The following is a 12,741-nucleotide window of genomic DNA, read 5'->3' as shown; positions in this document are numbered from 1 at the left end:
ATGGCAAAGACGTTTGGCTCGGCAAATGACCACACCCGGGTCACCCGTATGCCATGGGATCAAGCGCGGTCGCCTCTACGAGCTTCGCATCGGATCATGGACCTACGAAAACTCATTCTGGCTCTGACCCTGATCGGGGCCCTGGTGCCGTTTGCCAATACCTTCTATGCCGGTTTCACCGTGCAGCGCCAGCAACTGGTGGATACCACGCTGGATGGCAACTACGCCTACGCCAACAAGCTGGCCGGGAGTACCGAGGATTTCCTGCAGTCCGCGCAGTTGCAGCTGGCCTATACCGCGCAGTTGCTGGCGGTGAAAATGGACGATGTGGCCAGGCTCGAAGGCGAAGCGGCACGCCTGCGGATGATGAGCAAGAGTTTCAACTCGATCACCATTTTCGACGCGACCGGCACGGTACTGGCAACCTCACCCGAAACGCTGGGCTTGCAGGGCAGAGTATTGAACAGCGAGGCGGTGAAGGCGGCATTGCGCGAGAAGCGGCCGCTGATCAGTGAGCCCTATCAGTCGGCCACCGGCAACTTCATCGTGTTCATCAACCATCCGATCGTATCCGGATCCGGGCGCTATCTCGGGGCGGTCGGCGGTGCGATCTACCTGCAGAAAGAGAACATTCTCGACCGCCTTCTGGGCCAGCATTTCTATGTGGACGGCTCCTACCTGTTTGTGGTCGACAGGCACAAGCGCATCATCTATCACCCGAATCCAGACCGGATCGGTGACGTCGTGCAGAACAATGCCGTCGTTGAGCGTGTCATTACCGGGGAGTCTGGCATGGGCCAGACCGTCAACTCGCGCGGTATCAAGATGCTGGCGGGGTATGCACCCGTCGCATCAACGGGGTGGGGCATCGTGGCGCAGCGCCCGGAGGAAGCCACCTTGGCACCGCTGACCCAACTGATGCGGAGCACCTTGTACAAGGCGTTGCCGGCCACGCTGCTGACCTTGATCCTGATCCTGTGGAGCGCGCGGTTGATCTCGCGGCCGCTGCGTCTGCTGGCTGACGGTGCGCGCAAGATGGAAGACCCGGCGTCGGCCAGGGACATTGGCGAGGTGAAATCCTGGTACTTCGAATCACGCGAGCTCAAGAAGGCCCTGTTGATCGGTGTGGACGCCATCCATAAAAGTTTCAGCAAGCTGCGCGAAGACAATGCCACCGACCCGTTGACCAGACTCGGCAACCGGCGCCGGATGGATGAGGCGTTGGCGAATTTCGAGAGCCGGGCCGAGGCGTTTTCTGTCATCACCATCGACATCGACCACTTCAAGGCGGTGAACGACACCTACGGGCATGATGCCGGTGACCTCGCATTGCAGCACCTGGCCAGATGCATGCGCGAGGCCTGCCGGACGTACGACATTCCGCTGCGCGTGGGTGGCGAGGAGTTCGTGATCTTGCTGCCCGCGACCACCCTTGTCACGGCGGCCCAGGTGGCTGAGCGTCTGCGGGTCACGGTGGAGCAGATGGTTGTCCCCACGGTGGGGTCGCTGACAATCTCCCTGGGGGTAGCGAGCTGGCCACAGAGCGCACTTGAAATCGAGGCGGTGATGAAGGCCGCCGACGAGATGCTGTATGTCTCCAAGCGCAGTGGTCGCAACCGGGTGTCGGCGTATCCTCGAGAAACGGATGCGGTGTATTGACCTTCTCTTGCGCTGGATCGCGCGCCGGCCGACGGCGCGCCATCTGCGTTACCCTTGCGCCGCCGATAGCCTGTAGTGCCTCCAATGCCCTGCGCTGAACTGACAAATCCCGATGAATACTGGATGCGCCACGCGCTGGCCTTGGCCGATCGCGCGCAACGCGAATTCGACGAGATTCCAGTGGGTGCGGTACTGGTGGGTGCCGAGGGGCAGCTGCTGGGCGAGGGTTGGAACATCAATATCGCCAGCCATGACCCGAGCGCGCATGCCGAGATTGTCGCCATGCGTGAGGCTGGCAAGCGCCTGGGCAACCATCGGCTGGTCGGTTGCACCCTCTATGTGACGCTGGAGCCCTGCGCGATGTGTGCGATGGCGCTGGTGCACGCCCGTATCGCGCGCGTGGTGTTTGCCGCCACCGACCCCAAGACCGGCGCCTGTGGCAGCGTATTCGACCTGGTCGCCGATCCCCGGCACAACCACCAGGTGGAAGTCAGCAGCGGTGTGCTGGCGCAGCAGGCGAGCATGCGACTGACGAATTATTTCCGCGCAAAACGGGGGCGCCCGTTGCTGGAACTGCCTGAAGCCTGATTGCTTCGGGCTGCACGTATTCGTACGGAGCCTTCTCCCGGCAGGTGTTTTCCGGGAATGGGCGGGCGCGGGATGCCTGCACGAGGGTGGCGGATTCGCCTTTGTTTCGGTGCGACAGGACCGAACGAGCACCGCGGTGCAATCGTCTTCAGTCCAATGGCCCGCACGCAGGCCCTGTGTAGAGTTTCAACCCGGAGTGGTGCGGCGGCGGGCCAATACGGCTTCGCGATGGGCGATGTAGGCGTTGGCGGCGAGGATGATGCTGGCTCCCAGGACGGTCCAGCGGTCCAGGGTTTCACCGAACAGCAACCAACCCATCACCACCACCAGTGGCAACTGGGTGAAGCTGATTGGGGTCAGCGCGGAGACTTCCCCCAGCTTCAAGGCGCGGGTCCACAGCAGCTGGCCGATGGTGCCGAGTACGCCGGTGGCCGCCAGCCACAGCCAGGCGATGCCGCTTGGCCACACCCACACGAACAACGCCGGAATCAGCGACAGCGGTACCCAGAACACGTAGGTATAGAACACCACCGTATCCGCGCCATCAACGCGGGTGAGCTGCTTGATCTGGATCGCGACCAGTGCACTGAGTACCGCCCCCAGTAGCGCGATGAGGGTGCCGGCCTCGAAGCCATGGGAGCCCGGGCGCACAATCACCAGCACGCCGATGAAACCGGTGATCACCGCGGCCCAGCGGCGGATGCGCACCTTCTCGCCCAGCCACAGCACGGCCGCGATCGTGACGAACAGCGGCGTGGAATACGACAGCGAGATGGCCAGTGACAACGGCAGGTGGCCCAGTGCCCAGAAGCCGCACAGCATCGAGGCCAGGCCGATCAGGCTGCGCAGCAGGTAACGCGGCAGTTGCCGGGTACGCAGCGGGGCGTGGCCGGGGCGCAACAGCAGCGGCAACAGCGCCAGCAGGCCGAAGCTGTTGCGGAAGAACGCCACTTCCTGCGTCGGCACATGCCGGGTGGCCAGCCGGATGGCGACGGCCATCAGGCCGAAGGCCATCGCGCTGCCGAACATCAGCAACGCGGCCCGCACTGCGGCGGGCCGGGCAGGGGGAGCGATGGGGCTCACCAGTGTGCGCCGACCAGTCGGGGTTCCGGTTCGATCGGAACCCCGAACTTCTCCAGTACCGAGGCCGAGACGCGGCGGGCGAAGGCCAGCAGTTCGCTGCCGGTGGCGGAGCCGTGGTTGACCAGCACCAGGGCGTGGTCGGGCGACACCCCGGCATCGCCCTCACGCTGGCCCTTCCAGCCACAGGCCTCGATCATCCACGCCGCCGACAGCTTGCGGCTGCCTGCGCCACTGCCGGGATAGGTCGGCAGTTCCGGGTAGTGCTGCAGCAGCAGTTGCACCTGTTCAAGCGGCAGGATCGGATTCTTGAAGAAACTGCCGGCATTGCCGAGCACGGCAGGGTCGGGCAGCTTGCGCTGGCGGATGGCGATGACCGCACGGGCGATGTCCGCAGCGGTGGGCAGGGCAATCGCCATCGCCTGCAGCTGCTCGCGGATACCGGCGTAGTCCAGGCGTAGTTCGTGCAGCAAGGGCAGGCGGAACTCGACGGCGGTGATCAGGTAGCGATCGGGTTCGGCCTTGAACAGGCTGTCGCGGTAACCGAACCGGCAGGCGGCCTGGTCCAGGCGCACCCAGTCGTGGCACTGCCGGTCCCAGGCTTCGACGGTCTGGATGAATTCGCCGGCCTGCACGCCGTAGGCGCCGATATTCTGGATCGGGGCGGCGCCCACCGTACCGGGAATCAGGGCGAGGTTCTCCAGCCCGGACAACCCCTGCGCCAGCGACCACATCACCATTTCGTGCCAGATGACGCCGGCACCGGCACGCACGATGGCGTGGTCGGTGCGATGTTCGAGGATGTCGATATCGCGGTTGTCGAACACCAGCACGACATCGGCCGGATCGGCTGCCAGCAGCACGTTGCTGCCACTGCCCAGTACCAGCAACGGTGCGTCACCGATGCCGGCCAGCGCCTGCGGCAATGCACTGGCATCGCCCACGCGCAGCAGGCGTGGTGCCGAGGCGTGGACGTGGAAGGTGTTGAAGGGGTGCAGCGAGGCGTTTTCGAGCAGCGACCAGGCGGGGGCGACAGTCGTCATAGCGGAGCGACGGCGCCTCCGGACGGGGCTTCCCGGCGGCGGCGGATCGCATCCACGCAGTCGCCGATCAGGCCGGGGCCTTGAAAGATCAGGCCGCTGTAACACTGCACCAGCGCCGCGCCGGCCGCCATCTTTGCGACCGCGTCGGCACCGGAGCCGATGCCGCCCACGCCGATCAGCGGTACCGACTCGGGCAGGCGCGCACGCAGGCGGCGCAGCACGAAGGTGGACTGGCCCAGCAGCGGTGCACCGGACAGGCCACCGGCCTCCCGGGCCAGCGGATCGTCTTCCACCGTCGGCCGGCCGATGGTGGTGTTGGTGGCGATCACGCCATCGACCTGCAGCTCGCCCAGTACCCGCGCCGCCGCATCGATGTCGCGGTCGCTCAGGTCGGGAGCGACCTTCACCAGCATCGGCACGCGCCTGCCATGTGTGGCCGCCAGTTTTTCCTGCGCCTCGCGCAGGCCGGCGACCAGCTGTCGCAATGCCTGTTCTTCCTGCAGCTCGCGCAGCCCGGCGGTGTTGGGCGAGGAAATGTTGACGGTGATGTAGTCGGCCAGCGGATACACCTTTTCCATGCAGGCCAGGTAGTCGGACAGCGCGTCCTCGTTCGGCGTGTCCTTGTTCTTGCCGATATTGATGCCCAGCGGACCGCGCCGGTTGCGCGCGCGCCCGACATTTTCCACCAGCGCATCGACCCCGAGGTTGTTGAAGCCCATGCGGTTGATGATGGCGTTGTGCAGCGGCAGGCGGAACAGCCGCGGCTTGGGATTGCCGGCCTGTGGTCGCGGGGTGACGGTGCCGATTTCGACGAAGCCGAAGCCCAGGGCGAACAGCGCGTCGATGTGTTCGCCATTCTTGTCCAGGCCCGCCGCCAGCCCTACCGGATTGGGGAATTCCAGCCCGAACACCGTGGTCGACAGCGGCCTGATGCTCCCGGAAAGCAGCGACGTGGTGCCGGTGCGCCACGCGAGGTCCAGCGCGGACAAGCCAAGGCCGTGCGCGCGTTCGGCATCGAGAGAGAACAGGAACGGGCGGGTGATGGAGTACATAGAGCTCGGTTCAACGTGGGGGCGTGAAGGGTGGGGCCGGCCTGCCTTGTCCGTGGCACGGACATCGTGCAGGACAGCCGGCCATCCCGCGGGCCTGTTTCAGGCGTTCAGCGTGGCCAGCCAGGCCAGGCCGCCGAAGAACAGGATGAAGACGAGGATGGCGAGCACCCACAGCGCCACCGATACCCAGCCCAGGACCAGACCGGTGATGGCCAGGCCATCGCCGTCAAGCCGGCCATTGCTGCGACGGATCTCGCCGCGCGCCATGTGACCGAAGATGATGCCGCCGAGGCTGCCCAGGAACGGCAGCAGGGTCCAGCCGAGGATGCCGGCCACCAGGGCGATCACCGCATAGGTGCTGGTCTGGCGTGGTGCGGGAATACTCATCGCGAAAACTCCATCTTCGAAAAATTGAAACCCTCTCCCGCAGGCGGGAGAGGGGCGGGGTGGAGGCGGCCATTGCCGTGCCGCCTCATCGTTCGGTGGCTCCGGATACGACGGGAGCCGGCGCCATCACAGGTCGAACTTGATGCCCTGGGCCAGCGGCAGCGAATCGGAGTAGTTGATGGTGTTGGTCTGGCGGCGCATGTAGACCTTCCACGCATCCGAGCCGGACTCACGGCCACCGCCGGTGTCCTTCTCGCCACCGAAGGCGCCACCGATCTCCGCGCCGGAAGTGCCGATGTTGACGTTGGCGATGCCGCAGTCGCTGCCGGCCGCCGACAGGAACTTCTCGGCCGACTTCAGGTTGGTGGTGAAGATCGACGAGGACAGGCCCTGCGGCACACCGTTCTGCATGTCGATGGCCTCATCCAGCGTGCTGTACTTCATCACGTACAGGATCGGCGCGAAGGTCTCGTGCTGGACGATCTCGTCGCTGTTCTTCAGGCCGGTGACGATCGCCGGCAGCACGAAGTTGCCCGGGCGGTCGAGGGCGGTGCCACCGGTTTCAACGGTGCCGCCGGACGCCTTGGCCTTCTCGATCGAGGCCAGGAACTGCTGCACGGCTTCGGGGCTGTTCAGCGGACCCATCAGGTTGGCCGCGTCCAGCGGATCGCCGATCTTGCCTTCGACCTGCTTGTAGGCCTTGACCAGCGTGGCCAGCACGTTGTCGTAGATCGATTCATGCACGATCAGGCGACGGGTGGTGGTGCAGCGCTGTCCGGCGGTGCCCACCGCGCCGAACACGATACCCGGCACGGCCAGCTTCAGGTCGGCGGTCTCGTCGAGGATGATGGCGTTGTTGCCGCCCAGCTCCAGCAGGCAGCGGCCCAGGCGCGCGGCAACCTTCTGGTTGACGGTGCGACCGACCTGGGTGGAGCCGGTGAAGGAGATCAGCGGCACGCGGCGGTCGTCCACCATCTTTTCCGACAGTGCGGTGCCGGCATCGTTGATCAGGAAGAAAATGTCCGGGAAGCCGCCGGCCTTCAGCGCCTCGTTGCAGATCTTCATCGAGGCGATCGCAGTCAGCGGCGTCTTGTTGGACGGCTTCCAGATGCAGATATCGCCACAGATCGCCGCCAGGAACGAGTTCCACGCCCACACCGCGACCGGGAAATTGAAGGCCGAGATGATGCCGACCAGGCCCAGCGGCTGGTACTGCTCGTACATGCGGTGGCCGGGGCGCTCCGAATGCATGGTGTAGCCGTACAGCATGCGGCTCTGGCCCAGGGCGAAATCGGCGATGTCGATCATCTCCTGCACTTCGCCGTCGCCTTCGGCCTTGGACTTGCCCATTTCCAGCGCGACCAGCGAGCCCAGCGCATCCTTGTTGGCGCGCAGCGCTTCGCCGCACAGGCGGATGGCTTCGCCGCGGCGCGGTGCCGGGGTGGTGCGCCATACCTTGAATGCTTCCTGGGCGCGGGCGATCACGGTTTCGTAGTCGGCCTCGGTGGAGGCCTGGACTTCCGCGATGACCTCGCCGGTGGTGGGATTCCGCGGCTTGAGGACACCTGCGCCGGTGGCGCTGGACCACTCGCCGTTACCCAGATAGGTGCCAGCGTTGGAGGCATCGAGGCCGAGCGCCTTGAGCAGTTCAAAGGACATGCAAACTCCTGATTGCTATTGCTAATAGAAGGTGCCGCTGGCAATGGCGGGGGACAGCGTGCGGTCTCGGTATTTTAGCAGGCCACCGCAGCTGCTGCCTGCCGGGAGGGTGTCGAATGGCATCAAGGTCATGCGACAATGCCGCTCCTCAAGGCTCCGTAGCTCAGCTGGATAGAGCGGTCCCCTCCTAAGGGACAGGTCGCACGTTCGAATCGTGTCGGGGCCACCATCTTTTCGCGGCTTGCGGTGTGGTTTCCGCGTCGGTCGATTTTCCCGGTGCGTTTGTCGATGCATTGCCGTTTTCTTGCCCTTGTTTCCCGATGCGATGCAGGTTGCGGGTGCCTGCGGGTTGCGCTGCTGCGTGGGGTGCGATGAAGCGGCAGATGACTTTTGGCATCGCCAATGGCGTGGCCTCGGGCGCGCTGTGGGGTCTGGTGTTCCTGGCCCCGGCGGTGCTGACCGATTTCTCGCCGTTGCAGTTGGCCGCCTCGCGCTACCTCGTCTACGGGCTGATCGCGCTGATCCTGCTGGTACCACGCTGGCCGGCATTGCGGGTGCATATCGGCAAGGTCGAATGGACCGCGCTGACCTGGCTGAGCCTGCTCGGCAATCTGGTGTATTTCATATTGCTGTCCATCTGCGTGCAGTGGAGTGGTGGCGCCTCGGCGGCGCTGATCGTGGGTATGGTTCCCGTGCTGGTGGCGGTGTTGGGTTCACGCGAGCCGGGCGCGGTGCCGCTGTCCCGGCTGGCGCCGGCGCTGGCGTTGTGTGTGGCTGGAGTGGGAGTGATGGGCTACGTGGCGCTGGCGTCCTCCCATGTTTCCACTTCCAACGCGCAGCGATTGACCGGCCTGCTGTGCGGCGTCGGCGCGCTGCTGTCGTGGACGGCCTATTCGGTGGGCAATACGCGCTGGCTGGCGCGCGTGCCGCAGGTGTCCGGGCATGACTGGTCGCTGCTGACCGGCGTGGCGACCGGGGGGCTGGCCTTGCTGCTGGCACCGGTGGCCTTTGCCGGTGGCGGGGAGGGGCACACGGGCGGGCAGTGGGCCGGCTTCTGGGCGATGGCGGCGGCAGTGGCGATATTCGCCTCTATATTGGGCAACGCCTGCTGGAACCGGGCGAGCCGGGCACTGCCGCTGACGTTGGGCGGGCAGATGATCGTGTTCGAAACCCTGTTCGGGCTGATCTACGGTTTTCTGTGGCAGCAGCGCTGGCCGCTGCCGCTGGAAATCCTCGCGGCGGTGTTTCTGGTGGTGGGCGTGGTCTGGAGTGCGGCCGCGCATCGCTCATCGCTGCCGGCGACCGATCCGGCCTGAGCTGTCCGCGCGTTGGCGCCTGGAAACGCGGCGGATGCGGAGAGTGGCCGCATCCGGCCCTGGTGGACCGGTTCGGCTTGCGACAGGAGGCCCGGTGCGAGCGGGGCCGTGTTCGCCGTCGCTTGCAGGAAAGATGGGCGACGTTCGCGTTTGATGACATATGCAACTTTTAACGGCCACTTCGACGACGAGGCCCGTAAAAAGTATTTTGCAATGCAACAGTTGACAGCCTGTTCAATGCCGGGTGAATCTTGAGCGCATGAACACGTCACTGTCCCTTGACCGCACCCTGCAACCGCCTTCCGGCGGACCGCATGCCGTGTCCGGGCAGTCGATTATCACCACCATTATTACCGTCACCATTTGCCCGGTGCGGCCCGTCGTCTTCGTGTAATTTCCGAAAACCACGGCCCCGCACCCGGATCAGGATGCGGGGAAACTCCATCCAGATGCGTGTCGGGGCCTCCTGCAGAGGTTGATCCGATGTCGTCAGTTGCCGTTTCTCCCGCCGAATCCGCCGAGTCTTCCGTGGATGCCGTCGTCCGTACCATCGTGCACAAGTTCGGCGGCACCTCGGTGGCCAATGCCGAGCGTTACCGTCATGTCGCGCAGCTGCTGCTGGCACGCGAGGAAACGCTCCAGGTCACCGTGGTATCGGCGATGAAGGGCGTGACCGATGCGCTGATCGAACTGGCAACCCTCGCCGGGGCCGCCGATCCGCAGTGGCGCGAACGCTGGCAGGCACTGCACACGCGCCACAATGACGCAGCCGTGGCGCTGCTCGGTGAACGCGCCGGAGCCACCCTTGAATGGCTGGATGGCCGCTTCCAGCGTCTGTCCGATGTGCTCTCCGCACTGGCGGTGATCGGTGAACTGCCGGGCGAGGTGCTCGATCGCGTGCAGGGAATGGGTGAGGTGTTTTCCGCGCATCTGCTGGGTCACTACCTGCAGGCACTGGGCGAAGACTGCGCGGTGCTCGATGCGCGCGAAGTGCTGGTTGTGGAGCGCACGCCGCTGGGGGTGGTGGATGTCGACTGGCAGACCAGTGCATCCAAACTGGCCCACTGGCGCAGCCAGCATCCGGCGCGCCGGGTGGTGGTGACCGGCTTCGTCGCACGTGACAGCAAGGGCCATATCACCACGCTGGGCCGCAACGGCAGCGATTTCTCCGGTGCGATCTTCGCCGCGCTGTTCGCCGCCGACGAGCTGCACATCTGGACCGATGTGGACGGAGTGTTGTCGGCCGATCCGCGCGTGGTGCCCGAGGCGGTGCAGCTGGACACGCTCAGTTATGACGAGGCCTGCGAGCTGGCCTACTTCGGCGCCAAGGTGGTGCATCCGCAGACGATGACGCCGGCGATCAAGCGCGGTTTGCCGATCATCATCCGCAACACCTTCGAGCCCGATCATCCAGGCACGCGCATCACCGCCGAAAGCTCCCGGCGCGGGCCGATCAAGGGCCTGACCCTGAGCCCCGACCTGGCGGTGCTGAATCTGGAAGGTACCGGCCTGATCGGTGTGCCGGGTACCGCCGAGCGGGTATTCGCGGCGCTGCGCAACGCGCAGGTGTCGGTGGTGATGATCTCGCAGGGCTCGTCGGAGCATTCGATCTGCTGCGTGGTCAAGCAGGCGGAGTCCGAGCGCGGGCGTGCCGCACTGCTGCAGAGCTTTTCGCACGAACTGGCGGCCGGTCAGGTGCAACGGGTGCAGTTGCGGCAGGGCGTCAGCGTGCTGGCGGCGGTGGGCGACGGCATGGCCGGGCAGCCGGGTGTGGCCGCACGCCTGTTTGAATCGCTGGGGCGCGCGCAGGTCAACATCCTCGCCATCGCCCAGGGCTCGTCCGAACGCAATATCTCCGTGGCCATCGACAGCGCCGATGCCAGCCTGGCGCTGCGTGCCGCGCATGCCGGTTTCTGGTTGTCGCCGCAGACCTTCTCGGTGGGCGTGATCGGGCCGGGCAATGTCGGCGCGGCGTTGCTGCGGCAGTTGCACGCCGCTCAGCCGCAGCTGTTGGCCAAGGCGCGGCTGGACCTGCGACTGCGTGCGGTGGCTTCGCGCAGCCGCATGCTGCTGAACGAGTGCGGCCTGAAGGATGACTGGAAGGCGGCGTTCGATGCGGATGCGCAGCCGGCCGATCTGGACCAGTTCACCGAACACCTGCTGTCCGCGCGCCTGCCGCACACGCTGATCATCGATTGCAGTGGCAGTACCGAGGTGGCCGACCGCTATGCCGGCTGGCTGGCCGCCGGCATCCATGTGATCACGCCGAACAAGCAGGCTGGTGCCGGGCCGCTGGTGCGTTACCAGACCATCCGCGAGGCGGCGGCGGCCAGCGGCGCACGCTTCCGCTACGAGGCGACCGTTGGCGCCGGGCTGCCGGTGATCACCACCCTGCGTGATCTGGTCGATACCGGCGATGAGGTCACGGCGATTGCCGGTATCTTCTCCGGCACGCTGGCGTGGCTGTTCAACAAGTACGACGGCAGCGTGCCGTTCTCCGAGCTGGTGGGGCAGGCGCGGGCGATGGGCTACACCGAGCCGGACCCGCGCGATGACCTGTCCGGCGTGGACGTGGCGCGCAAGCTGGTCATCCTCGCCCGCGAGGCCGGTTATCCGCTCAGTCTGGAAGAAGTGGCGGTGGAAAGCCTGGTGCCCGAAGCCCTGCAGCAGGCCAGCGTGGAGGACTTCATGCAACGTCTGCCGGAAGTCGATGCCGGTTTTGCCGAGCGGCTGGCCGATGCGCAGGCGTGTGGCAACGTGCTGCGGTATGTGGCGCGCTTCGAGCCGGGGCAGCAGCCGACGGTCGGGCTGGTCGAGCTGCCGGCCGACCATGCCTTCGCCAATCTGCGCCTGACCGACAACGTGGTGCAGTTCACCACCCGCCGATACTGCGACAACCCGCTGGTGGTGCAGGGTCCGGGCGCGGGTCCTGAAGTCACCGCCGCCGGCGTGTTCGCCGATGTGCTGCGGGTCGCGGCCGGTGAGGGAGCGCGTCTGTGAGCGGCTGGGCACGTGCGTTCTCTCCGGCATCGGTCGGCAATGCCGGGGTCGGCTTCGATATCCTCGGCCACGCCATTGCCGGGGTGGGGGATACGGTCGCGGTGCGGCGCATCGACACGCCGGAAGTGCGCATCGGCGCCATCCGTGGCACCACGGTGGATCTGCCGTTGGACGCACCCGGCAATACTTCCGGCGCCGCCCTGATCGCCTTGCGCGAGGCCTTGCAGCTGCCGTTCGGTTTCGAGCTGGAAATCGACAAGGGCATCCCTTTGGGCTCGGGCATGGGCGGCTCGGCGGCTTCCTGCGTGGCCGCGCTGGTGGCTGCCAACGCGCTGCTGGACCAGCCGCTGTCGCGCGACGCGCTGTATCCGTTCGCGCTGGCCGGCGAGGCGATCGCCAGTGGCGGACTGCACGGCGACAACCTCGGACCGATGCTGCTGGGCGGGCTGGTGCTGGCAACCGCCGACCGGCTGGTGCGTATTCCCGTGCCGGCCGAATGGCACAGCCTGCTGGTGCATCCGGACGCGGTGCTGGAAACCCGTCGCGCACGTGCGGCCTTGCAAGGTGCCTACGAATTGAAGGAATTCGTCGCCCAGAGCGCGAACCTGGCGCTGGTGCTGACCGGTTGCCATGCCGGGGATGCGGCACTGGTGCGCGCGGGACTGGCCGACGTGCTGGTCGAACCGCGTCGTGCGCCGCTGATCGGCGGTTTCGAGGCGGCCAAGCAGGCGGTACTGGCGACTGGCGCCATGGGCGCCAGCATCTCCGGGGCCGGTCCCAGCATCTTCGCGTGGTTCGAAACACGCGAAGCCGCCGAAGCCGCCGCACCCAAGGTGCGCGAGGCATTCGCCGCCGCGGGTTTCGACAGCCAGAGCTGGGTATCCCCGTTGAACAGTCCGGCCGCGCACCTGCTCTGAACCCCTCATTTCCGCAGCAACGGCCCGGGCCGCGGCTGTC

General features: G+C 66.1%; 11 protein-coding genes and 1 tRNA gene. 7 read left to right on the top strand and 5 right to left on the bottom strand.

Annotation, left to right across the window (positions count from 1 at the left end):
* Positions 1-1,659, top strand: coding sequence for a diguanylate cyclase (locus ACSBPQ_RS08055; protein WP_442681682.1), 1,659 nt, complete (start codon positions 1-3; stop codon positions 1,657-1,659).
* A gap of 84 nt (positions 1,660-1,743) precedes the next feature.
* Positions 1,744-2,247, top strand: a complete 504-nt coding sequence (gene tadA / locus ACSBPQ_RS08050; RefSeq protein WP_442681681.1) for a tRNA adenosine(34) deaminase TadA — start codon at positions 1,744-1,746, stop codon at positions 2,245-2,247.
* Positions 2,248-2,433: 186 nt separating this feature from the next.
* Here tadA and ACSBPQ_RS08045 read toward each other — a convergent pair whose 3' ends face one another.
* From ACSBPQ_RS08045 to amaB, 5 genes are all read right to left on the bottom strand, one after another.
* Positions 2,434-3,276 carry a DMT family transporter gene (locus tag ACSBPQ_RS08045; RefSeq protein WP_442684548.1) on the bottom strand — a complete coding sequence of 281 codons (843 nt, stop codon included), beginning with the start codon at positions 3,274-3,276 and terminating at the stop codon, positions 2,434-2,436.
* A 50-nt stretch (positions 3,277-3,326) separates the two neighbouring features.
* Complete coding sequence (gene murB, locus ACSBPQ_RS08040) at positions 3,327-4,370, bottom strand: UDP-N-acetylmuramate dehydrogenase (protein WP_442681680.1); 1,044 nt, start codon at positions 4,368-4,370, stop codon at positions 3,327-3,329.
* Complete coding sequence (locus ACSBPQ_RS08035) at positions 4,367-5,422, bottom strand: quinone-dependent dihydroorotate dehydrogenase (protein WP_442681679.1); 1,056 nt, start codon at positions 5,420-5,422, stop codon at positions 4,367-4,369. Before ACSBPQ_RS08035 ends, murB begins: the two co-directional genes overlap by 4 nt.
* 99 nt (positions 5,423-5,521) lie before the next feature.
* A complete protein-coding gene (locus ACSBPQ_RS08030; protein ID WP_442681678.1) occupies positions 5,522-5,809 on the bottom strand; it encodes a DUF4190 domain-containing protein in 288 nt (95 codons plus the stop codon).
* Positions 5,810-5,935: 126 nt separating this feature from the next.
* Positions 5,936-7,468, bottom strand: a complete 1,533-nt coding sequence (gene amaB, locus ACSBPQ_RS08025) for an L-piperidine-6-carboxylate dehydrogenase (protein ID WP_442681677.1) — start codon at positions 7,466-7,468, stop codon at positions 5,936-5,938.
* Between the two features lie 152 nt (positions 7,469-7,620).
* Between amaB and ACSBPQ_RS08020 the strand changes: the two genes are divergently transcribed.
* The 5 genes from ACSBPQ_RS08020 to ACSBPQ_RS08000 all read left to right on the top strand — a co-directional run bounded on the left by ACSBPQ_RS08020 (position 7,621) and on the right by ACSBPQ_RS08000 (position 12,701).
* Positions 7,621-7,697: transfer RNA gene (locus ACSBPQ_RS08020), tRNA-Arg, on the top strand.
* 142 nt (positions 7,698-7,839) lie between these two features.
* A complete protein-coding gene (locus ACSBPQ_RS08015) occupies positions 7,840-8,784 on the top strand; it encodes a DMT family transporter (RefSeq protein ID WP_442681676.1) in 945 nt (314 codons plus the stop codon).
* 259 nt (positions 8,785-9,043) lie between these two features.
* Positions 9,044-9,178, top strand: a complete 135-nt coding sequence (locus ACSBPQ_RS08010) for a hypothetical protein (protein ID WP_442681675.1) — start codon at positions 9,044-9,046, stop codon at positions 9,176-9,178.
* Between the two features lie 89 nt (positions 9,179-9,267).
* Positions 9,268-11,784, top strand: a complete 2,517-nt coding sequence (thrA, locus tag ACSBPQ_RS08005) for a bifunctional aspartate kinase/homoserine dehydrogenase I (RefSeq protein WP_442681674.1) — start codon at positions 9,268-9,270, stop codon at positions 11,782-11,784.
* Positions 11,781-12,701 carry a homoserine kinase gene (locus tag ACSBPQ_RS08000; protein ID WP_442681673.1) on the top strand — a complete coding sequence of 307 codons (921 nt, stop codon included), beginning with the start codon at positions 11,781-11,783 and terminating at the stop codon, positions 12,699-12,701. The genes thrA and ACSBPQ_RS08000 overlap by 4 nt, the downstream gene beginning before the upstream one ends.
* Positions 12,702-12,741: the final 40 nt, after the last annotated feature.

It is taken from the genome of Stenotrophomonas sp. JC08, assembly GCF_052180205.1.
Lineage (GTDB): Bacteria > Pseudomonadota > Gammaproteobacteria > Xanthomonadales > Xanthomonadaceae > Stenotrophomonas.
Note: the sequence above shows the minus strand (reverse complement) of the source record. Positions and strands in the feature narration are given on the sequence as shown.